At 58.8% G+C, this 21,735-nt stretch carries 20 protein-coding genes; 5 read left to right on the forward strand and 15 right to left on the reverse strand.

Annotated elements, in window-relative coordinates; all coding sequences use genetic code 11:
* Nucleotides 1-94 precede the first annotated feature (94 nt).
* From NOR97_RS18665 to NOR97_RS18680, 4 genes are read left to right on the forward strand one after another with little or no spacing between them, the layout of a single operon-like run.
* Nucleotides 95-451 (forward strand): DUF1636 domain-containing protein, encoded by a 357-nt coding sequence (locus tag NOR97_RS18665; RefSeq protein WP_170345325.1) that lies wholly within the window; start codon nucleotides 95-97, stop codon nucleotides 449-451.
* Entirely contained in the window at nucleotides 448-1,221 is a 774-nt protein-coding gene (locus NOR97_RS18670; RefSeq protein WP_170345324.1) for an ABC transporter ATP-binding protein, read from the forward strand. Before NOR97_RS18665 ends, NOR97_RS18670 begins: the two co-directional genes overlap by 4 nt.
* A 16-nt stretch (nucleotides 1,222-1,237) precedes the next feature.
* Nucleotides 1,238-2,188 (forward strand): ABC transporter substrate-binding protein, encoded by a 951-nt coding sequence (locus NOR97_RS18675; RefSeq protein WP_257601001.1) that lies wholly within the window; start codon nucleotides 1,238-1,240, stop codon nucleotides 2,186-2,188.
* A 1-nt stretch (nucleotide 2,189) separates the two neighbouring features.
* Nucleotides 2,190-3,200 (forward strand): iron ABC transporter permease, encoded by a 1,011-nt coding sequence (locus NOR97_RS18680; RefSeq protein WP_257601002.1) that lies wholly within the window; start codon nucleotides 2,190-2,192, stop codon nucleotides 3,198-3,200.
* Between the two features lie 23 nt (nucleotides 3,201-3,223).
* Here NOR97_RS18680 and NOR97_RS18685 read toward each other — a convergent pair whose 3' ends face one another.
* The 6 genes from NOR97_RS18685 to NOR97_RS18710 all read right to left on the reverse strand — a co-directional run bounded on the left by NOR97_RS18685 (nucleotide 3,224) and on the right by NOR97_RS18710 (nucleotide 11,623).
* Complete coding sequence (locus NOR97_RS18685; RefSeq protein WP_257601003.1) at nucleotides 3,224-4,003, reverse strand: inositol monophosphatase family protein; 780 nt, start codon at nucleotides 4,001-4,003, stop codon at nucleotides 3,224-3,226.
* Between the two features lie 266 nt (nucleotides 4,004-4,269).
* A complete protein-coding gene (locus tag NOR97_RS18690) occupies nucleotides 4,270-6,714 on the reverse strand; it encodes an FAD-dependent oxidoreductase (protein WP_257601004.1) in 2,445 nt (814 codons plus the stop codon).
* Between the two features lie 8 nt (nucleotides 6,715-6,722).
* Entirely contained in the window at nucleotides 6,723-7,604 is an 882-nt protein-coding gene (locus NOR97_RS18695; protein ID WP_257601005.1) for a choline/ethanolamine kinase family protein, read from the reverse strand.
* Between the two features lies 1 nt (nucleotide 7,605).
* Nucleotides 7,606-9,597, reverse strand: a complete 1,992-nt coding sequence (locus tag NOR97_RS18700) for a proline/glycine betaine ABC transporter permease (RefSeq protein WP_170345320.1) — start codon at nucleotides 9,595-9,597, stop codon at nucleotides 7,606-7,608.
* Nucleotides 9,594-10,616, reverse strand: a complete 1,023-nt coding sequence (locus tag NOR97_RS18705; protein ID WP_257601006.1) for a glycine betaine/L-proline ABC transporter ATP-binding protein — start codon at nucleotides 10,614-10,616, stop codon at nucleotides 9,594-9,596. Before NOR97_RS18705 ends, NOR97_RS18700 begins: the two co-directional genes overlap by 4 nt.
* Before the next feature lie 74 nt (nucleotides 10,617-10,690).
* Nucleotides 10,691-11,623, reverse strand: a complete 933-nt coding sequence (locus NOR97_RS18710) for an ABC transporter substrate-binding protein (RefSeq protein WP_257601007.1) — start codon at nucleotides 11,621-11,623, stop codon at nucleotides 10,691-10,693.
* A 229-nt stretch (nucleotides 11,624-11,852) separates the two neighbouring features.
* Between NOR97_RS18710 and NOR97_RS18715 the strand changes: the two genes are divergently transcribed.
* Nucleotides 11,853-12,626, forward strand: a complete 774-nt coding sequence (locus NOR97_RS18715; RefSeq protein ID WP_257601008.1) for a DeoR/GlpR family DNA-binding transcription regulator — start codon at nucleotides 11,853-11,855, stop codon at nucleotides 12,624-12,626.
* A gap of 4 nt (nucleotides 12,627-12,630) precedes the next feature.
* On the opposite strand, the gene NOR97_RS18720 is transcribed toward NOR97_RS18715, so the two are convergent.
* From NOR97_RS18720 to nadA, 9 genes are all read right to left on the reverse strand, one after another.
* Nucleotides 12,631-13,386, reverse strand: coding sequence for a methyltransferase domain-containing protein (locus tag NOR97_RS18720; RefSeq protein WP_257601009.1), 756 nt, complete (start codon nucleotides 13,384-13,386; stop codon nucleotides 12,631-12,633).
* On the reverse strand, nucleotides 13,383-14,003 hold the full coding sequence (locus tag NOR97_RS18725; protein ID WP_257601011.1) for a DUF452 family protein: 621 nt from the start codon (nucleotides 14,001-14,003) through the stop codon (nucleotides 13,383-13,385). The genes NOR97_RS18720 and NOR97_RS18725 overlap by 4 nt, the downstream gene beginning before the upstream one ends.
* Nucleotides 14,000-15,286, reverse strand: coding sequence for an adenosylmethionine--8-amino-7-oxononanoate transaminase (gene bioA / locus NOR97_RS18730; protein ID WP_257601012.1), 1,287 nt, complete (start codon nucleotides 15,284-15,286; stop codon nucleotides 14,000-14,002). Before bioA ends, NOR97_RS18725 begins: the two co-directional genes overlap by 4 nt.
* Nucleotides 15,283-15,903, reverse strand: a complete 621-nt coding sequence (gene bioD, locus NOR97_RS18735; protein WP_257601013.1) for a dethiobiotin synthase — start codon at nucleotides 15,901-15,903, stop codon at nucleotides 15,283-15,285. The genes bioA and bioD overlap by 4 nt, the downstream gene beginning before the upstream one ends.
* Nucleotides 15,900-17,033 carry an 8-amino-7-oxononanoate synthase gene (locus NOR97_RS18740; protein ID WP_257601014.1) on the reverse strand — a complete coding sequence of 378 codons (1,134 nt, stop codon included), beginning with the start codon at nucleotides 17,031-17,033 and terminating at the stop codon, nucleotides 15,900-15,902. The genes bioD and NOR97_RS18740 overlap by 4 nt, the downstream gene beginning before the upstream one ends.
* Nucleotides 17,030-17,947 (reverse strand): biotin synthase BioB, encoded by a 918-nt coding sequence (bioB, locus tag NOR97_RS18745; RefSeq protein WP_374041629.1) that lies wholly within the window; start codon nucleotides 17,945-17,947, stop codon nucleotides 17,030-17,032. Before bioB ends, NOR97_RS18740 begins: the two co-directional genes overlap by 4 nt.
* Nucleotides 17,948-18,125: 178 nt before the next feature.
* The gene (gene nadC, locus NOR97_RS18750; protein ID WP_257601016.1) at nucleotides 18,126-18,974 is read right to left on the reverse strand and encodes a carboxylating nicotinate-nucleotide diphosphorylase; all 849 of its coding nucleotides are present in this window, start codon (nucleotides 18,972-18,974) and stop codon (nucleotides 18,126-18,128) included.
* Nucleotides 18,971-20,539, reverse strand: a complete 1,569-nt coding sequence (locus NOR97_RS18755) for an L-aspartate oxidase (RefSeq protein ID WP_257601017.1) — start codon at nucleotides 20,537-20,539, stop codon at nucleotides 18,971-18,973. The genes nadC and NOR97_RS18755 overlap by 4 nt, the downstream gene beginning before the upstream one ends.
* Nucleotides 20,540-20,545: 6 nt before the next feature.
* A complete protein-coding gene (gene nadA / locus NOR97_RS18760) occupies nucleotides 20,546-21,595 on the reverse strand; it encodes a quinolinate synthase NadA (protein ID WP_224857128.1) in 1,050 nt (349 codons plus the stop codon).
* Nucleotides 21,596-21,735 lie beyond the last annotated feature (140 nt).

The raw sequence follows: 21,735 nt of genomic DNA on the forward strand, positions 1-21,735 counted from the left end.
GGGCGGGGCGTCCCCGAAGGAGGCTTGATGGCGCGTTTGCGTAATATCTGGGTATGTGCCCTCTGTCTGCATCTGGCAAACGACGGAGACGGCAATGACCTGCTATTCTGATCACTACGTTCTGATCTGTTCAACATGTCAGGGGACGATGCCTGCCGAGGCTGCGCAAGACGCGCTGGATGCTCAGCTGCCTGACGGTTTTGAAACCCGAATGGTGGCCTGTATGGCAGGTTGTGAACGGGCCATGACCGTCGGATTTCAGGCCGCAGGCAAAGCGCAGTACCTGTTCGGCGACATTAAGACATCACACGACCTGGATGCCCTGGTCGAATTCGCGACCCAGTTCGGCGACAGCGACGATGGCTGGACCAGCGCTTCGGACCGCCCTCCTGCCCTTTTCGCAAAGACCCTGTCGCGAATACCCGCTTTGCCATCCCGAGGGACATCATGAGCTTTCTGGTTGCCGAGGATCTGGAGTACTACGCGCTCAATGGTGATATCCTGTTGCAGGATGTATCCTTTCGTCTGGAAGAAGGATCAATTCTGGCAATCGCCGGGCCGAACGGCGCCGGTAAGACCACTCTATTGAAACTGCTGTGCGGGATTGAACGGATTGCCTTGGGTGATGTTTGGATAGAAGGCCAAAGCCTTCGTACCCTGTCCGCCCGCCAACGCGCCCGCTCCATTGCTGTGGTCGGACAGCAGGAAATGCCCGACGGACGGATGCGCCTGCAAGACTACGTTGCGCTGGGACAAATCCCGATTCAGGGCGAACGTTCGGTGGCTCAGCACAAGGCTGATCTTGAACGGGTGCTGACGACGACCGAGCTGTCGCATTTTGCCAACAAGACGATGGGTCAACTGTCGGGCGGAGAACGTCAGCGCGCACATATCGCGCGCGCGCTGGCCCAGAATCCGTCGTTGCTGTTTCTGGACGAGCCAACCAACCATCTGGACCCCGATGCCAAGGGGCACATGCTGTCTCTGGTCGCTGATCTGGGGGTAACGGTCGTCATGATCGTCCATGATCTGGTCATGATCCCGGAATTCGCCAGCCATGTGGCGTTGATGAAAGCCACGCGTCTGACAGGGTTCGGGCCTGTTGGCGAAGTTCTGACCCCAGACCGGGTGCGTGAGACATTCGGCGTGGATTATCTGTGCTTTCAGCACGAAGGCCGCATGATCCCCGCACTGGATATCCGAAAACGGAAACTGTCATAATAACAGGAGCTTACATATGATGCAGAAACTCTGGCCAGTGGTCGTCTTCGCTGGCTTGGCAAGTGGGGTGGCAGCAGAGGGCGTCACCGTGGACAATTGCGGCGAACCGCTGGCTTTTGACTCGGCGCCGGAACGTCTGGTCGTGCATGACATGAACATGACGGATATGGCCTTTGCGCTCGGCCTTCAGGACAAGATCGTGGGGCTTACCGGAATTACCGGCTGGTACAAAACAAGCCCTGATTTTGATGCTCAGCGTGGCGATATCCCAGAGCTTGCCCCCAAATACCCGACCATTGAAAACCTTGTGGCCGTCGAACCCGATCTGTTTTTTGCCGGTTGGTACTATGGCATGAAACCCGGCGGTGACGTCACGCCCGACACGCTGGAACCCTTTGGTATCAAGACCATGATCCTGTCCGAAAGCTGCGTGCATCTGGACAAGGATCGCCCCGAGGCCAGCATGAACCTGTTGTTTGATGACGTTCTGCGTCTGGGCACGGTCATGCAGGTCGAGGACAAGGCCGAGGCGCTGGTTGCCCGCTGGAAGGACCAACTGTCCGCCATCGAAGCAAAAACAGCCGATCTGGCAAAGCCCCGCGTGTTCCTGCTGGACGGGCCGGCCGATGCTCCGTTTACCGCCGGCAAGTTCGCCATTCCCGATGCAATGATCGCAGCCGCGGGTGGCGAGAGCGTGACGCATGATCTGGATACCAGCTGGGGCCGCACGTCGTGGGAGGCCGTCGCCGCGGCCAACCCGGAATTTCTGGTGCTGCTCGACTATCAGTCCGGCAACGGCGCAGAGGACACTTTCCAGTTCCTCAAGGATCACCCGGTGATGTCACAAACGGACGCGGTAAAGAACGAGCGCTGGATTGGCCTGCGTTACGAGGAACTGACGCCCGGTCCGGCAAATATCGAGGCGATCGAGAAGATGGCGAAGGCGATGCACCCGGAGATCAACTGATATGGTCCAATTGGGCCGTTTGATTTTGCTGGGGGCGGTTGTTCTGACCGCCCTTTTGCTGTTGTCCATCGTCTACGGGACCACCCCAATCCCCGTGCGCGAAGTTTTTTCAGCCATCGGCCTTGGAACCGGTCTGGTGGACGGAGACATGTCGCCTTTGCACCGGATCGTCTTCGACCTTCGCCTGCCCCGCGCCCTGTTTGCCGCCGTGATTGGTGCGGGACTGGGCGTCGTAGGTGTTGTTTTGCAAACAACGACGCGAAACGATCTGGCAGATCCGTTTCTGTTCGGTCTGTCCTCTGGTGCAGCTGCCGGCGCCGTTCTGGTGATCACCGTCACGGGGGATGTCCTGGGAATCTGGACGTTGCCGTTGGCGGCGTTTTGCGGCGGTCTGATCGCATCCGGCATTGTTCTGGCGCTGGTTCAGGGCTTGCGTACGAGCGCACCCGAAAAACTGATCCTTGCTGGCCTGGCGGTGTCTTTTCTGTTTTCCGCGATCACCAATTACCTGATTTTCTCTGGCGACAATCGCGCTGCGCATTCGGTGGTATTCTGGATGCTTGGCGGTCTGGGACTGGCAAGATGGGAAACCTTCCCGCTTGTCCTGATCGGATTGGGCCTGATCCTGAGCTATTCGCTTTACCGCAGCCGGTGGCTTGACGCGCTGCTGACCGGGGATTTCACAGCCTCGTCACTGGGAATTCCCGTTCAGGGCCTGCGGTTCAGCATGTTCTTCGTGGCCGCGTTGGCGACGGCCAGTTTCGTTTCCGTTGCCGGTGTCATCGGCTTCGTCGGGTTGATGGTGCCTCATATTGCACGCGGCATCGCCGGAACTCTGCATCGAAACCTGCTGATCGTCTCGGCCATCGTGGGCGCCATTCTGCTGACACTCTCTGATATCTTGTCACGCCTTCTTCTGGCTCCGCAGGAGTTGCCCGTCGGAATCGTCACAACGTCAATAGGATCACTTTTTGTCTTTTTGTATTTATTCAAATCTGATCGCGGGAACTAGTTTCCAAAGGTCGCGCAACACCGTCATTTCTCGACATTGATGAGGTCAAGCAGTTCTGCGTGCAGTTCAGGGGTTGCGGCGGAAACGACCGCGCCATCTGAATCGAGGGTCAAAGCGCGCCCCTGCCAATCGGTCATCACGCCGCCAGCAGCCGTGATCAGAGGTGAGAGCGCCAGATAGTCATAAGGTTGCAGATCGTAATCCACCACAGCATCGACATGGCCCGAAGCAAGCAAGGCATGGGGGTAACAATCATAGGCAAATCGGCGCGTCTGCCCTGCATTTATCAGCCGGCTGAACAGGTCAGGATGATCGCGATAAATCTTGTCCCCTTCGTTCACATACAAAACCGATTGATCCAGACGCGTGGTGTGCGACACCTTTATCGGTCGCCCGTTCAGGCTGGCGCCGTCACCAACCACACCCAAATAGGTCTCATGCAAGGCCGGCATTCCGACCAGCCCCAACCGAGGGCGCCCATCCACAAGGTGCGCCAAAAGAAACCCGAACAAAGGATGACCGGACAGAAACGAACGGGTTCCGTCAATCGGGTCAATCACCCACATATGACGCCCGTCGCCTGCTTCTTGCCCGTGCTCTTCGCCAAAGATGCCGTGCTCGGGAAAATGCTGTTTCAAGTAGGTGCGTACTTCTGCCTCCACTGTCTTGTCGGCCTGCGTCACCGGGCTTTCATCCTGCTTGAATTCAATGCCCAAAGATCCCCGGAAAAACCGCATCGCGGACTCCGAGGCAATACCGGCAATCTTTATCGCGTGCTCAGTCAACGCATCTGGGGTTACCATTTCCGGTCCTTTCGGCTGAAGTCATCCAATTTCCGGCGGATGAAGGGTTGCATGCCCTGAAGGCTGAATGAGGCGTCATGAGGTTCAGTCTTCAGATTGGCGTGAGGTGTGACAATACTGGAACTTTATCAAAGGCTTATAGGTCGCAAACAGCCAGATTCGACGAACTTCCGAACATTCGGGGCGGATTTGCCGTGTTTGTATGCTTTCCCCATGTGTTCCGATCGCTGTGCGTGTGTCGGTTGATCATCTCTTGCTCGCTCGCGTCAGATCTTCACCCGGCTCATCTGCGGGTCGTACAGTGGTTGCAGTGTTACTTCGCAAGGTACCCTCTGAGTGGCGACATCCAATTCATATGTCCCTGACGTGACGTATTCCGCGTCGACGCCCTTGGCGTTTCGGATGTAACCGTAGCCGATCGACTTTCCGACGGTGTAGCCATAGCCGCCCGAGGTCAGCCATCCGACCCTTTCGCCATTCCGATAGATCGTTTCACGCCCCAGAAGAACAACGTCGGGTTCAACCGTGAAACATGCCAGCATCTTCTTTACGCCGCCGGTTTTTTGCGCCTCAGCGGCGGCACGCCCTTTGAAATCAATATTCTTCCGAAGTTTCACGGCCCAGCCCAAGCCGCTTTCGAACGGGGTATGATCCGGCCCGATATCCGAGCCCCAGGCGCGATACCCTTTTTCAAGGCGCAGCGATTCAATCGCCCTGTATCCCGCATTTATCAAGCCATGCGGGCGCCCTGCCTCCATCAAGGCGTCATACACCGTTTGGGCATATTCCACCGGCAGGTGCAGTTCCCACCCCAATTCACCAACATAGGTCACACGCAGCGCCTTGACCGGGCACCCCGCAATGCCGATGGTACGGATCGTGCCAAACTTGAACCCGCTGTTCGAGACGTCATCGCGCGTCACCGCCGCAAGAACATCGCGCGCTTTTGGTCCCATCAATGACAGGACTGCATTCGATGAAGTGATATCGAAAAGCTGGCAATTCATACCCTCGGGAATGCTGCGGTTGATCCAGTCGAAGTCATGGGTGGCATAGCCGGTGCCGGTGACGATGTAGAACTCGTCATGAGCCACACGCCCAACGGTCAGGTCACACTCGATCCCGCCCTTGTCGCTCAACATTTGGGTATAGACCAGCGCGCCAACCGGCTTGTCCACATCATTGGCGCAGATCCAGTTCATCGCTGCCAAAGCATCGGGACCCTTGAGGGCGAATTTGGCGAAGGATGTCTGATCGAACAACACCGCCGCTTCGCGTGCTGCTTTGTGTTCGCGCCCTACGGCATCGAACCAGTTCTGGCGGCCAAAGCTGTATTCATCTTTGGCCACCTCGCCCTTTGACACGTCCGCGTACCAGTTGGGACGTTCCCAGCCCAGTTTCTCTCCAAAGCACGCGCCCTGCTTTTTCAGCGTGTCATAAAGCGGCGACTTGCGACAGGGGCGGCCCGAGTCATGTTCCTCATGCGGCCAAGCCATCGTGTAGTGTTTACCGTATGCTTCAACGGTACGGGTGCGAACCCAGTCGGTGTCGAAATGCGGGCGGCCAAAGCGGCGGATATCGGCAGACCACAAATCGAAGGGCGGCTCACCCTTGTGCACCCATTCCGCCAGCGCCATGCCCGCACCACCGCCAGCCGCGATGCCAAAGGCGTTAAAGCCTGCACCGACGAAGAAGTTTCTCAACTCGGGCGCTTCGCCGATGATGAAATTGCCGTCGGGCGTGAAGCTTTCCGGCCCGTTGGTCAACGTCTTGACGCCAGCGTTCTCCAGCGCGGGCACACGACCCAACGCAAGCTCCATAAGCTGTTCGAAATGATCGAAGTTGCTGTCGAGAAGGGTATAGTGGAGACCTTGCGGAATACCCTTGGTGGCCCAGGGGATCGGGTTCGGCTCATAGCCGCCCATAACCAGACCACCGACTTCTTCCTTGTAGTAGGTCAGCCGGTCGGGATCGCGCAGAGTGGGCAGATTGCCGGGCACGTCGAAAGGTTCTGTCACCATGTACTGGTGCTCCATCGGAACCAGAGGAACGTTGACGCCAAAGCGGCTGGCAAAGGTGCGGGACCATTGCCCGGCGCAGCAGATCACTTTTTCACACTCGATCCGACCATGTTCGGTGATTACCGCGCGAATTTTGCCATCTTCAATCTCGATATCGATGACTTTGGTATCTTCGAATATCTTCGCCCCGGCCATGCGGGCGCCCTTGGCCAATGCCTGCGTGATATCTGACGGGTTGGCCTGACCGTCTGTCGGCAGGTAGGCCGCGCCGATCACGTCAGAGACATCCATCAAGGGCCACAGCTCCTGCGCCTCGGATGGGGTCAGAAGTTGCATGTCCAGACCAAAGGAATGCGCTGTCGTGGCCTGCCGTTTGACTTCGGTCCAACGCTCTTCGTTGCAGGCAAGGCGCAAGCCGCCGTTCATCTTCCAGCCAGTACCAAGCCCTGTTTCCTCTTCGATCTTGTTGTACAGATCGACGGAATAACCCAGCAATTGCGTGATATTGGCGTTCGAACGCAACTGTCCCACCAACCCTGCGGCGTGGAAGGTGGTGCCCGAGGTCAGTTTCTTGCGCTCCAGCAGCACCGTGTCGGTCCAGCCCAGCTTGGCCAAGTGATAGGCGGTCGAGCAGCCGATGATCCCGCCGCCGACAATGACGGCTTTGGCTGTTGTAGGAAGGTCGGTCATGTCTGTCCTCAGGTATTTTTGAAATCGGTAAGGGCTGCGCGGAACCGCGCCAGGTTTTCAGCTGTGTAGGCTGCGTAATCAAAGTCGATATCCGAGGTGATCTCGGACACCATGCTCCACATGGTTTCCCGCAGCAGCGAAGCGCATTTCATCGCCGTATAGCGGTGGCGCAGGTTGTCGTTGACCGGGGCTTCGAAATAGGTCTCAAGCACCCAGTCTTCCTGTTCAGGCGACAGGCCATTGTTCGACGCCAGCCCGCCCAGATCAAAAAGCGGCGAGTTGAATCCGGCATAGTCGAAATCGATCAGCCAAAGGCGGTTGCCGTCGTCCAGAAAATTGCCGCAGAGCAGGTCGTTATGGCCGAATACGATGTCATACGGCCCAGCCTCACGTTCCAGCAGCGAGCCTGCGTCGATCAGATCGGGGATCAGCTTTGCATGGGCGCTGTCATTCTCGGTCAGCGTTGCGGCATAGTCCCGGATGACATGGAACACCCAGAATACCAGCGACGGCCCGCGCAGGTGTTTCGGCACTTCGACATGACAGGCTTCCACCAATTCCAGAACACGGGGCAGCATGTTCGGATGCCGGACGTCTTCTTCCGTCAAGGTGCGGCTTTCGATGAACTCCAGCACCGTCAGATCGCCCGAGGAATGCAGCACGGCAGGCGACAGACCCGCTGCATTGGCTGCCTTGCTGGCGGCCAGCTCATTGAACCGCATCACCTGATGCAAGGGGATGTCGTCGCCCACACGCACCACATAAGACCCGCTGCTATCCGTAACCTTGTAGTTCACATTGGTGATGCCACCGGTCAGCGGAGTGGCCTCGATCTCTCCCTGCCAGATCGGCAGAGCGCGGATGCGGGTCATCAGGTCGGGATGGCTCATATCAACTCTCCAGTCCAAAGCGGATGCGGGCCTGACGGGCACTGGCATTGATCAACCGATCGGCGATGATGGCGATGAAGGCAATCGACAGACCGGCCACCAGACCGCGGCCGGTATCGGCCTTGGTCAGGGCGATATAGACCTCCTGCCCCAGATCGCGGGTGCCGACGAGGGCGGTGATGACCAGCATGGACAGCGCCAGCATGATGGTCTGGTTGATCCCCAGCAGGATCTCAGGCAACGCCATCGGCAGACGGATATGGCGCAGCAATTGCCTGCGGGTGCAGCCCGAAACCAGACCGGCCTCGATCAGCTCTTCGCTAACCGACCGTATGCCATGGGCAGCATAGCGGACCGCCGGGGCCAGCGCATAAAGAACGATGGCGATCAGCGCGGTGAAATCGCCGACCCTGAATAGCATGACGACAGGGATCAGATAAACAAAGCTGGGAAGGGTTTGCAGCGTGTCGATCAGCAGGTTGATGGCCGTTCCAGCGCGTTTGTTCAGCGCCGCCAGAACACCCAGAGGCACCCCGATCAGCGTTGCCAGAATGACCGATGCACCGCACAGATACACTGTCACCATCGCCTTTGACCACAGGCCCGACACAAGTACCAGCGAGGCCATCCCACCACACAGCAACGCCAGCCGCCAACCGCCAGCGTGCCAGCCCAGCAGGGCCAGCATCGCGATGGCCCACGGCCACGGGATGCCCAGCAGAACCGTTTTGATCGGGATCATGAACCAGGTCAGGAAGAAAACCTTGATCGCCTCGAACGTGTCGAAATAGTTGACGTTCAGGTATTCGACCGTGTTGTCCCAGAACGCGCCAGTGGTGATGGTCTGGCTTTCAGGATATTCCAACAACAGAGGCGAGAACTGTCCCAGTACCCATGTCAGCACCAGTAAAACCAGAACCAGAACCGTCCGGCGATGACGCGCGACCCACGAGCCGGCGACCTCATGATGCACCTGGCCCATCCGTTCGGCAAAGGCCTGGCTCAGACGGTCGACGGCGATGGCCAGTACCACGATGGCGATGCCGGCTTCGAACCCTGCTCCAATGTCCAGACGGCGTAGTGCGGCGAGAACGTCAAAGCCCAGCCCCCCAGCCCCGATCATCGAGGCGATGATGACCATGTTCAGGGTCAGCATGATCACCTGATTGACACCCACCATCAGGCTGTGGCTGGCCGAGGGCACAAGCACGCGCCACATCAACTGCCGCCGGGTCGTGCCCGCCATGCGTCCGAAATCCAGGATTTCGGGATCCACACCTTTCAGTGCCAACGTGGTGATCCGCACCATCGGTGGCGTCGCATAGATGATCGTCGCGACCAAGGCAGAGATCGGACCAAAGCCAAACATGAACAGGATCGGCACCAGATAGGCAAAGATCGGGATCGTCTGCATCAAGTCCAGTATTGGTGAGATGATCTTTTCAAAAAGCGGATGGCGATAGGCGAGAATGCCCAACAGCAACCCTCCGCCCGCGCCAATCGGCACCGCGATCAGGACCGAGGCCAGCGTTACCATGGCGCTGTCCCATTGTCCGAAAACTGCAAGATAGACGAAGCAGGCCCCGACCAGAGCGGCCAATCCCCAGTCGCGGCAGTATTGACCCAAGGCGACAACGGCGGTGATGACCACGATCCAGCTGATCGCAGGCAGGATGACCTGCGCGTCATTTCCCTGACCGCTGACAAAGCCGTCGGCCAGCAGGGCCAATACCAGATTGTAGGGCTGCTCGATCAACCACGCGATGGCGCGGGTGACATCGGTGAAGGACACCGGCCCGATGGCGGCATCCTCGATCAGCCATGTCATCGCCAAGGAAATGTAGGTTTTGAACGGGATCACCCAGGCCGAGGGGAACTTGGTCAACCAGCGCGCATCCAGCGCCTTGCTCAAATCACGCCCGAAATAGCCAAGTGCGATGGTGATCAGAACAAGCACCAAAATGGCAATCTGGCTGCGGGTCAGGCGGATCATGCCGTGTCTCCGCCGCCGAACAGCACATGCGCAACGGCCTTGCGGTCAATCGCTCCGACGGGCTGGCCATCAGCATCCACCACGGGGATCGGCGCATCTGCCGCGATAATCCGTTCCGCCACGTCCGAGATGCGCGTGGATTGAAAGATCGGATTGCCCTCGCCCACAGCGCCGGGGGTCATGACACCGCCGACGGTCAGGACCTTTGAGCGGGGGATATGTTTCGTGAATTCAGCCACATAACCGGTGGCCGGGTGCATCACCAGCTGTTCCGGCGTGGCGATCTGGATCACCTCTCCGTCCTTCATGATGGCGATGCGGTCGGCCAGGCGAACGGCCTCTTCGAAGTCATGGGTGATGAAAACGATGGTCTTGTGCAACCGCTCCTGCAACCGCAGGAATTCATCCTGCATCTCGCGCCGGATCAGCGGATCGAGGGCCGAGAACGGCTCGTCCAAGAACCAAAGGTCCGGCTCGGTCACCAAGGAACGGGCAATGCCGACGCGCTGCTGCTGGCCGCCGGACAGCTCACGCGGGTAATAATCCTCGCGCCCCTTCAAACCGACCAGTTCCACGACCTCGCGGGCCTTGGCGTCAGCTTCGGGTTTGGGTGTGGCCTGAATCGTCAGCGGAAACATCACATTCTGCAAAACGGTCAGATGCGGCAGCAACGCGAAATGCTGGAACACCATGCCCATCTTGTGACGCCTGATTTCGATCAGCTCATTCTCGCTGGCGCGCAAGAGGTCAGCATCGTCGAACAGAACTTCACCGGCGGTTGGTTCGATCAACCTGGACAAGCATCGAACCAGAGTGGATTTGCCGGACCCCGACAGGCCCATGATGACGAAAATCTCACCTTCCGAGATCTCGATATTGGCGTTGCGGACTGCGCCGATCACACCTGCCTTGCGAATATCTTCTGCCGTAGGTTCGGGGGTTGTCCGCAGCAACCGATCTGCGTTGGGGCCGTAGAGTTTCCAGATATTTCGGCACGACAGTTTGGTCTTGGGGGGCATCAGGGTGGTCCGGTTCATTCGCGAAAAAGGCCAGAGCGGTCCGAGAGAGCGACAGGCCCGCTCTGGCCAGTGGATTACTTCGAGATCCAGCCAGACCAGCGGTCTTTGTTGGTCTCCATCCACTCTGCAACAACGCTGTCGATTTCCACGCCATCCAGATCGGCCTTGCCGACCATGGCGCTCATTTCATCATTGTTGATATTGTAGGCTTCGATGATGTCATAAGCGCCTGGCCATTTCTCTTGCAGGCCAGACCACGCGGCTTTCCAGATCGGGCCACGCGGCTTGCCGCAATCATAGGCCATGTGCGGGTTCACACCAACCGATGGGTCACTGTAGCATTCCGGCGTAAATGGCGGGAATTCTACGAACTCACCTTCATATTTCGCCGGCGCCCAATGTGGAACGTAGACCCACAAGACAATCGGATCCTGTCTTTGATACGCGGATTCCAACTCGGCAAACAGGGCCGCGTCGGTACCCGCATGGACGACTTCGAAATCCAGTTCAAGAGCTTCGACACGCTCGTCATCGAAGCCGCCCCAGGTCACCGGGCCGCCGACATAACGCCCGTTCGGAGCAGTTTCCGCCGTTGCGAATTCCTCGGCGCAGTCTTTCAACGCTTCCCAGTTCGGCAATCCCGGGCACCGTTCCTTCATGTAACTGGGGTACCACCATTCTTCGATCGCCATCAGGCCGGTTTCGCCGACATTGACGACCTTGCCGGTTCCGGTTGCTTCGTCCAGCGCCTCGCGCCCGGTGGTTTCCCAGATTTCCATCGCCAGATGCAGGTCACCCGTTTTCAGACCGGCGAACTGAGCAATGTAATCCGCCTGAACATATTCAACGTTGTATCCGGCCTCTTCCAGGATCGAACCCATGATCTTGGTATTGATCAACTGCCCCGACCAGTCATGCAGCGTCAGTTTGATCGGGTCCGAGGACTCAACGGCCCAGGCAGTTGTTGCGGCTCCGGCGGCCATGAGGGCCAGCGCGGAAATTCCCATTTTACAATTCATAACACCTTCTCCCTGTCGTGATTTTTTTCGATGAATCGGTGGTATTGAGTACAGACGACCACATCGTGGGGTTTTGTGTCAATAAAAACCACGTAAAGCCACATTTTTTCCTGATCTAAGCAGGTTTCCACGGCCAACCTTTTGTATTACGTTGCTTTATGTGGGTATTGTGGTATGGCTTAACGTCCCTTATGACGATGCCATCAGAGCGCGAAACATGAACCTGCCGACCACAAACCAACGAGAAGAAGAAATCCTGCGCGCCCTTTTTCGCGCGGGCGGGTCGTGCCGGGTAAGCGTTCTGGCGAATGAACTTGGGGTCAGCCTTGAAACCATTCGGCGAAACGTCCGCAATCTGGAAGAACGCGGCATCGTGCGCAAAGTCCATGGCGGGGTTCATCTTCTCGAAGACATTCTGGAACCGTCGCTGCAAAGCCGTCTGGACAAGAAGGTTGACGCGAAAGAGAAGCTGGCGAAGGCGGTTGCGGAGGTCATCAGTGACGGGGACTCCGTTTTCCTCGATATCGGTTCAACTACCGCTTATGTGGCGCAGGCGCTTGGCAACCACAGGGATCTCTTTGTGGTGACGAACTCGGTTTTTGTGGCGCAGGCATTGGCTTCAAGAAACAACAACCGGGTCTTTATGGCAGGTGGCGAGCTGCGGTCGCACGATGGGGGCGCATTTGGCGTCGAAGCTCAGGACCTGATCAAACGTTTGAACGTCCGTTTCGCCGTACTTTCGGTCGGGGCGGTCAATGCGGACCCGGGCTTTATGCTGCACGACTTGCAAGAAGCAAACCTGGCCCGCGTCGCCATTCAAAACGCACAGGTTCGCATTGTCGTGGCCGATGGCGAAAAACTGGGAAAACGCGCGCCGGTCACATTGGAACCTGCCGACAAGATCAATCTGTTCTTTACCGATGTGAACCCGCCCGAGGACATCTGCCAGATGCTGTCGGCGAATGAAATCGACCTTGTCGTCGCCGAATAAGCGCCTAACGCTTTTCGGCAATGACCCACACCGGGTGGTAAGTCAGAGGAACCCTGCCGTCAGTTCCGAACTTCTGCACGTAGTCAGCTTCGAACCGGGCCAAGGTGGACCGGGTCCATGCACCCCGAGCCCGGCCATTTACCCCTGTACTGCGCAAATGTTTCAGCACTTCTCTGGGCGTGTCAAAATAGGATGGCCGAACGCTTTGGCCAACCGTCAGAATCTTGAACGGCCCGTCTATGGCGGCTGCAAGGGTGTCAGGCAGGCATAGGCCCGGTGCACGGGCTGTCGATCCGATTTGCGCAAGCTCTTGATATTGCAATGGGCCAAACCCGGAAATGGCCAGCCACCCTCCGGGCTCAAGCGCTTCGGCAACCTGTTGCAGCAAACCGGCCGGATTCTCCATCCACTGGATCATCGAGGCCGACGCGACCAAATCCAGCTTTGCGGGCCATTCGACCAGGCGGACGTCTCCGGCAATGAAAGCCGCGTTTTCCGCATCTGCCGTCGCCCGAGCCTGCGGCGCGATATCGTTCAGGTAAAGATCGGGAAGGTCAAAGTTCTGCCGCAGCAACCGGGTCAGATGGCCAGTGCCGCATCCCAGCTCGAACGCCACATCAAACCGGTTCGGCGCGCCAACCCGGCGCATCTCGGAAACCAGCTTGCGGGCAACCCAGGCCTGCTGGCTGGCTGTATCGTTGTAAGTCTGGAAGCTTCGGCTGAAGCTTCGCTGCACCTTGTCCGCCAATTGCGCCGTCATGACAGCCACTCCGCCCAGCTTTGGCCCGGTTGGAAAGGTACATGCGGAGCGGCGACGCCCTTGACCACATCCGGGGTTGCAGCCCAGGCCGTCTTTTGAGCATTGGTCGGAATGATCCGGTCCCGGTCTGATATCCAAACCCGATCAAAACCGGGATCAGGGGCCGATCCGCGTTCGATGACCGCGTGAAGTTCCTTCCGTGCCCGCTCGATGTCCAGTTCAGGTATGTCAGCAGACAGTCCGGCGCGCCGGCAAAACTTGATGAAACTTGCCGATGACAGCTGATCCGCCGTGGCCCGGACAATATCAGGCGCGATGCCCCGGTCCGCGCAGGCAGGATGCAACGTACCGCTGACGGCAACCAGCCGGTCAGGGCGAAAATGAGTGCTGGCCAGCCAATGGGCCGCGGACGCGACACCGAAGGAAAACGCAAGCATGTCGACGTGGTCAAACCCGGCCAGATCGGGCAAGGGATCATCGAGCCCGGTATAGTCATCCACCAGCAGAACAGATCCGCCTCCGGTCAGCCCGCGGAACGGGGCAGCACCCAGCGCCCAACCCCCGAAGACGAGAGTCAGCCTGCTGTCATCCGATTGCGCCAGCCACCGGTGTTTCATTGCTGCCCCCCGGCCAAAGCGACCATCGCGCTGGTGATCCGGCTGAGTTCATCAGGCGAAACAATGTAAGGCGGCATACAATAGATGTTGCGCGCAAAGGGGCGCAGCCACACTCCGGTTTCAGGGGCCAGCCGGTGAGCGACAGAAGGATCAACCGTTTCCTTCATCTCGATAACGCCAATGGCGCCGAGAACCCTGACGTCTGCTACGCCCGGCAAACCGCGTGCTGGTTCCAGCTCGGTCCGCATCTGGTCTTCGATATCTGCGACCTGGCGTTGCCAGCTCCCCCCGGCAAGAAGACCAAGGCTGGCCGATCCTGCGGCACAGGCCAGAGGGTTGGCCATATAGGTCGGGCCGTGCATGAACACTCCGGCCTCACTGTTGCCAATGCCATACGCCACCTGCTTGCTGGTTACGGTAGTAGCAAACGAGATATGCCCCCCGGTCAATGCCTTGCCCAGACACATTATATCCGGGGTGATGCCCGCATGATCGGTGGCAAACAGCTTGCCGGTTCGGCCAAACCCGGTTGCGATCTCATCGAAAATGATCAGCACGTCATGGGCATCGCACATGGCGCGCGCCGCGCGCAGCCATTGGGGATGATAGAAATACATGCCGCCGGCGCCTTGAACCACGGGTTCAAGGATCAGGGCTGCGAGGTGATCACCCTTGTCGGCCAACAGTCGTTCCAGCGCCCCCAACCCGTTCAGCGCCGGGTCTTCCGGCCAGTCATCCCCCAACCGAACCTGGGGACGCGGCAGGAAGTGCTGGATCGACAAAGCGCCTCGGAACAGCCCGTGCATACCCGTGACCGGGTCACAGACGCTCATCGCTTTCCACGTGTCACCGTGATAGCCGCCCCGAATTGTGGCAAACTCGAATTTGCGGGTGCGGCCATGGGCCATTTGGTACTGCACCGCCATCTTCATCGACACTTCGACCGAGACAGACCCACTGTCGCAATAGAAAATGCGATCCAGCCCCTCGGGCAACATGTCGACCATCCTGCGCCCCAGGTCTATGGCCGGACGGTGTGTCAGCCCCCCGAACATCACATGAGGCATCTTTTCCAGCTGGGACTTCATGGCGGATGTGATTTCGGGATGCTTGTGGCCGTGGATGGCGCACCACCATGACGACATGGCGTCTATCATCTTTGCGCCGTCCTCCCGATAGAGATACACCCCCTCGGCCCGGTCAATCAGGTGCATCGCACCGGGATCGGCCACGTTGGTATAGGGATGCCAAAGGTGGTGGGCGTCAAACTCCAGCGGGGTCACAGAAACCTCCGTATGGTCGCCACGTCTATGGCCGAAAACGCATCTGACAAGCTTTGCTGAGTCAGGTCTCCAAGATATGGCAAGCGTCCGAGATGTCGAACCTTGCTCATTTCGACGATGGTTTGCTCCACGTCAGGCTCCGGATTTCCGACAAAGGCAACGCCGACCACCTCGCACCCAGCGCTTCGAAGCGCCATAAGGGACAACGTGGTGTGGTTGATCGTTCCCAGCGCCGTTCGTGCGACCAGAACGACCGGGGCCTGCCATTGGGCGATCAGATCCAGATAGTAGGATTTGCGGTTCAGAGGCACCATCAGCCCCCCTGCCCCTTCAACAACCAGCGGCCCGTCCACGTGCGGCAGCGCAAGCCGGGACAGATCGATCTCAATGCCCATATCTTCCGCAGAAAGATGGGGTGAGGCAGGCATGTTCAGGCGATACGCTTCGGGCAACACGTCCACGCCGGACAAGGTGCAGACGGTTTCCGTGTCCGTTGCATCCTCGAGGCCCGATTGAACCGGCTTCCAGTAACTGGCGTTCAGGGCCGCCGTCAGGCCAGCCGAAAAAACTGTTTTTCCGACGCCGGTGTCGGTTCCGACAATGACCAGAGCGCTCATGCGGCCTCCGACTGATGGCTGGAGATGGTTGCGAACAGGGCCGAAATGTCCTTTGGACTGACATTCCCGGTGATCGAGACACGCAGACGGGATGTGCCTTTTGGAACGGTAGGCGGGCGAATGCCGCGAATGTCGAACCCCTGATGTTGCAAAGCCTGTGCCATCGCCATCGTGCGGGCCTCATCCCCAAGAACGACGGGAATGATCTGGCTGTTCAAGGCCGTGCCAGGCAACCCTGTTTCACGGGCCGCATCATGTGCATGACGCAGACGTTTGCGTGCAGCAGTGACCAAATCGTCAGTCCCGGCCAGTTCACGCAGGACAGCCCGTACCAGCGCAGCATTCAGAGGGGACGGCGCCGTTGCAAAGATAAAGGGTCGTGCGCGGTTGATCAGGGTATCGATCATCGCACGCGGGCCACAGATCAGCCCGCCGGAAACTCCAAGCCCCTTGCCGCAGGTATGCAGGGTCAAAAGGTCAACGTTCAGATCATGCGCCAGACCTTTGCCATTTGCCCCGAAAACGCCAGTGGCGTGCGCCTCATCCACGATCAGAACGGCTTCGGCTTCACGCGCCAGACATGACAGGTCCTTTAGCGGGGCCAGATCGCCTTCCATGGAATAGACGCTTTCAACAGCAATCCATACCTGACCCGGTCCACCAGCGGATCGCCACTCGGTCAAAACGTTGCGCGCATCCGCGGCGTCGTTGTGACGAAAGGCGCGCAGATCCGCTCGGCTGGTACGCATCCCCTCGTGGGCGCTGGCGTGAACCAGTTCGTCATACAAAACCAGATCCCCGGCCGCTGGCAGCGTGGAAAAGATTGCCTGATTTGCCTGAAACCCTCCACCCATAAACAATGCGGCCTCGGCCCCAAAGAACGCAGCTGCTTCATGTTCCAGCGCCTCATGCTCCGGGTGATTTCCCCGCAGCAGACGCGAGCCGCCCGAGCCTACGGGCACGCCGCGCGCCAGCGCTGCCTGTGCCGCCTCTTGCAACAGGCTTGACCCGGCCAACCCCAAATAGTCGTTGGACGCAAAATCCAGCCCCCGCGCCGGGATCAGAGCCCGACGGCGGTGCCGGGCTTCCAGTGCATCGAGCATGGATTCCAGTCGTTCGACTGCTTTCATTCGGCGGCTTCCGTGCGGTTGTGTTCTTCAGCCGTTTCGGCCTGAAGGCCAAGTTTCGCAAACAGGATCGAGTCGGTGTCTACTTCGGGGTTTTCCGCCGTCAAAAGAGTTTCACCGACAAAGATGGAATTTGCCCCGGCGAAGAAGCACATCGCCTGCATCTCGTCGCTCATGTCACTGCGACCGGCGGACAACCGAACATAGGCTTTGGGCATCAGAATGCGAGCGGTCGCGATGATCCGCACAAAGTCGATCGGATCAACCGGTTCGGCATCAGCCAGCGGGGTATCCGCTTGTGGCATCAACATGTTGATCGGCACCGAATCCGGCGGCGGGGTCATGTTGGCCAAAGTCAGCAACATGTCGATACGGTCACCGGTATGTTCACCCATCCCCAGAATACCACCCGAGCAGACCTTGATTCCGGCTTCCTGCACCCGGTTCATCGTGTCGATCCGGTCCGAGAAAGTACGGGTGGTGATCACTTCGGAATAGTAGCGTTCGGACGTGTCGATATTGTGGTTGTAATAATCCAACCCGGCATCGCGCAGCTGAACCACCTGGGTGTCATCCAGCATTCCCAGCGTCATGCAGGTTTCCATGCCCATCGCCTTGACGCCTTCCACCATGGCGACCAGCGCAGGCATATCGCGCGGCTTTGGCTCGCGCCAGGCGGCCCCCATGCAGAACCGGGTCGCGCCACCGTCACGGGCCTTTTTGGCCTCTGCCAGGACACGCTGAACCTCGATCAGTTTCGATGCAGGCAGGGTGGATCCGTTGCGGGCCGATTGCGAGCAATAGGCGCAATCCTCGGCGCACCCGCCGGTTTTGATCGACAGCAGTTTAGAGGTCTGGATCTTGTTCGGATCAAAGTTCTCGCGGTGCACAGTCTGTGCCCGGAACAGAAGGTCCATCAACGGGAGGTCATGAACAGCTTGCGCAGACTTTCGGGTCCAGCCGGAATGAGGGATGATCATTTTATCTATAAAACTTCCTGCAGCTTGCGTTGCCGTGGATTTATTATCGATAAAACCTGAAGGCGCAACCGTGTTGGCGCAAACGATCCCAAATCAAGCGGAAATGCCGCGCTTTTCAGAAATCAAGGCCCAGATCAACGGTTCGGGCGGAATGCGTCAGCGCCCCGGACGAGATGTAATCGACCCCGGTCGCCGCAATCGATGCGACGCGGTCCAACGTCACATTACCGCTGGCTTCGGTCTTCATCCGCCCGTCCACCATGGCAACCGCTTCGCGCAGCATCTCGTTGTCCATATTATCCAGCAATACGACGGACGCGCCGCCAATCCTGAGGACTTCGGCCAACTGGTCCAGTCGATCGACTTCGATCTCGACGGCCATCATGTGGCTGGCTTGCGCTTTGGCGGCCTCAAGAACCTGACGCACACCCCCGGCGGCGGCAATGTGGTTGTCCTTGATCAGGATCGCGTCGGACAACGAATAGCGATGATTGAAACCGCCACCATGCAGCACGGCCTGTTTTTCCACGATGCGTAGTCCGGGCGTGGTTTTGCGGGTACAGGTCATGCGGGCATTCGTGCCCTTTGTCTGCTGGACAAAGGTGGCAGTTTTTGTGGCAATGCCGGTCAGGCGACCGGCAAAATTCAGTGCGACCCGCTCACCCGACAGGATCGAGGCCGCAGACCCTTTGATGGTCATCAGCGTGTCGCCGCGCCGACAGGACTGGCCATCCTTGACAAGCACCTCAACTTCAAGCGTCGGGTCGACCAGCCGGAACGCTATCGTCGCCACCTGCATGCCCGAAACAACGGCGTCCTCGCGCGCATTCAGCCGGGCTGTATAGGTCGTGCTGGGCGGGATCACGGCGCGGGTGGTCACATCACCGTAAGCTCCCAGATCCTCCATCAGCGCCGCGCGGATGGCGGGTTCGAGGATCAGATCGGGCAGGGTCGCAAAACTCATGGTATTTCCTTGCAGGCTTCGGCGCGAATGTGCAGCGCGTCGCTAAGATACATCCGGGATCGCTTGCCGGGGCCGTCGGCAGTTTCCGGAAAGTCGGATCGCTCATGCGCGCCGCGGCTTTCTTCGCGCTGCAATGCCGCCGCGGCGATCAGCGTTGCTGTGGCACACATGTTTCTGAAGGACGGGCATGTGCCATGCTGCTCTTCGAGCGTGGCAATCCTGTGCAATGCCCGGCATAACCCGGCGCGGTCCCGGACCACGCCAACATCGCGCGACATGGTCATGCGCAATACACTGACTGCATCGGACGTATCAGAGATGTCAGCTTGATCAAATCGAAGGGCCACAGGTTCCGACCCGGATATGTCCGGCATCGAACGCGCAATGTCCTCGGCACAGATGCGTGCAAACACCAACGCTTCGAGCAAACCGTTCGAGGCCAGCCGGTTGGCGCCGTGAAGGCCGGTCGAGGACGCCTCGCCGCACACCCACAACCGATCCAGCGTCGCGCGGCCATCAGTGCCTGTGGCAATCCCGCCCATGTGGTAATGCGCTGCCGGAGCGACCGGGATCGCATCCCGGACCGGATCGATTCCGTTGCGCGCGCAATATGCGGCAACCGCCGGGAAAAGCGCGTTGATTTGCGCGCCCAAAGCCTTGCGGGTATCCAGCATCGGGCGGTTGCCGGCCTGCACCTCGGCAAATATCGCGCGGGCCACAACGTCGCGCGGGGCAAGCTCGGCATCAGGATGAACGGCCTGCATGAACCGCTCGCCACGCTTGTTTATCAGAATTGCCCCTTCTCCGCGCAGGGCCTCGGTCGCCAGCGGGGCCGGGTCTTCACCTACGTCCATGGCGGTGGGGTGGAACTGCACGAATTCGGCGTCGGCGATCAGTGCCCCCGCCCGTGCGGCCATTCCGATGACCTGCCCGCGGATGCGGGCCGGATTGGTCGTCAGGGCATAAAGCCCGCCAGAACCGCCACCCGCCAACAATACGGCAGGTGCACGAAGCGTCACAGGCGCGGATCCGCTTTCCGAGGCGTCCTGCAAAACAACGCCCACCACGCGCCCTTCCGTCACTTCCAACGCAATGGCAAGAACCCCTTCCAACACCTGCACCGAAGGGGTTTCGCGCACTCGTTCGATCAGGGCGGCCATGATTTCACTGCCGGCCTGATCGCCCTTTACCCGCACGACACGAGCAAAACTGTGCGCGGCTTCTCGGGACAGGACATATCCGCCACCCTCGGTGCGATCAAACGGTGTGCCTAAAGTGGTCAGGTCCAGAATATAGTCCCGTGCCTCTCGCGTCACCAAATCCGCAACGTCAGGCTCGACGGTTCCAGCCCCGGCATTGACGGTGTCAACGGCGTGGCTTTCCGGGCTGTCGGCCAGGTCCATCGCCGCCGCCACGCCCCCCTGCGCCCATGCCGAACTTGCGCCTTCGCCCAGCGGGTCAGGCGAGATGATCACCACCGGTCGCGGCGCCAGTTTCAGCGCAGCATAAAGCGCGCCAATCCCGGCCCCGACAATAATGACGCGATCCGTGGTGATGTCGGTCATTGCCGATCAGATGCCGAGCTTACGAGACAGATCAATCATCGCCTGAACGGATTTGCGAGCCTTCTCTGCCACGTCTTCGGCGACCTCGACCTGGCCTTCCATCGTGTGCAGGGCATAGAGGATCTTCTCAAGCGTGATCTTTTTCATGTACGGGCACATGTTGCACGGCCCTACGAAATCGACCTCGGGCAGTTCATCGGCGATGTTCGACGCCATGGAACATTCGGTGATCAGCATCGCCTTTTCAGGTTTCTCATCATGCACATATTTGATGATACCGCTGGTTGAACCAGAATAATCCGCCTCGGCCACCACATCCGGCGGGCATTCCGGGTGCGCAATCAGGCGTGTTCCGGGGTTCCATTCGCGGAAGTCGCGCAGGTCCTGTGCGGTGTATTGTTCATGCACGATGCAGGAACCGGGCCAGAACACCACGTTCTTGTGGCTTTCATTGGCCACGTTTTGAGCCAGATACTGATCCGGCGTCATGATGACCGTGTCGCTCTCCATCGCATTCACGATCTGCAAGGCGTTCGACGAGGTGCAGCAGATGTCCGAGGCCGCTTTGACCTCGGCTGTGGTGTTCACGTAAGACACAACCGGCGCGCCGGGGTATTTGGCCCGCATTTCGTCGATTCCTTCAGCAGTAATCGATTCTGCCAAAGAACAACCTGCATCCATGTCGGGCATCAGAACAGTTTTCCCGGGGCTCAGAATTTTCGATGTCTCGGCCATGAAATGAACCCCGGCCTGAACGATCACATCCTCTTCCACCTCGCTGGCCTTGATCGCCAGTTGCAGGCTGTCACCCACGAAATCGGACACACCATGATAGATTTCCGGTGTCATGTAATTGTGCCCAAGGATCACGGCGTTACGCTCTTTCTTGAGCGCGTTGATCGCTCGCACATAAGGCGCATAGATCGCCCAATCCGGCGGGCTGATCACACGATCCATACGGGCAAACGTGTCTTTCATCTCATTGGCCAATGTGGCCGATGGGGCAAGGTCATAGACGTCCGAAAGAACAGTGCGGACTTGTGCAATATCGAGCAACGGGCGAGCCACCTTTGTCAGTTGTCGTTAGCCTGGCGGGCTGCTTAACGGCTTAGCCCTAGCGGAAACATCCCCGGTTCGAAACCGGAAAATGAGACGTTAGCGCTAAGCCATGCAGACAAATTCAAAGATGAATGGCA

This window comes from Ruegeria sp. YS9, assembly GCF_024628725.1.
GTDB lineage: Bacteria > Pseudomonadota > Alphaproteobacteria > Rhodobacterales > Rhodobacteraceae > Ruegeria > Ruegeria atlantica_C.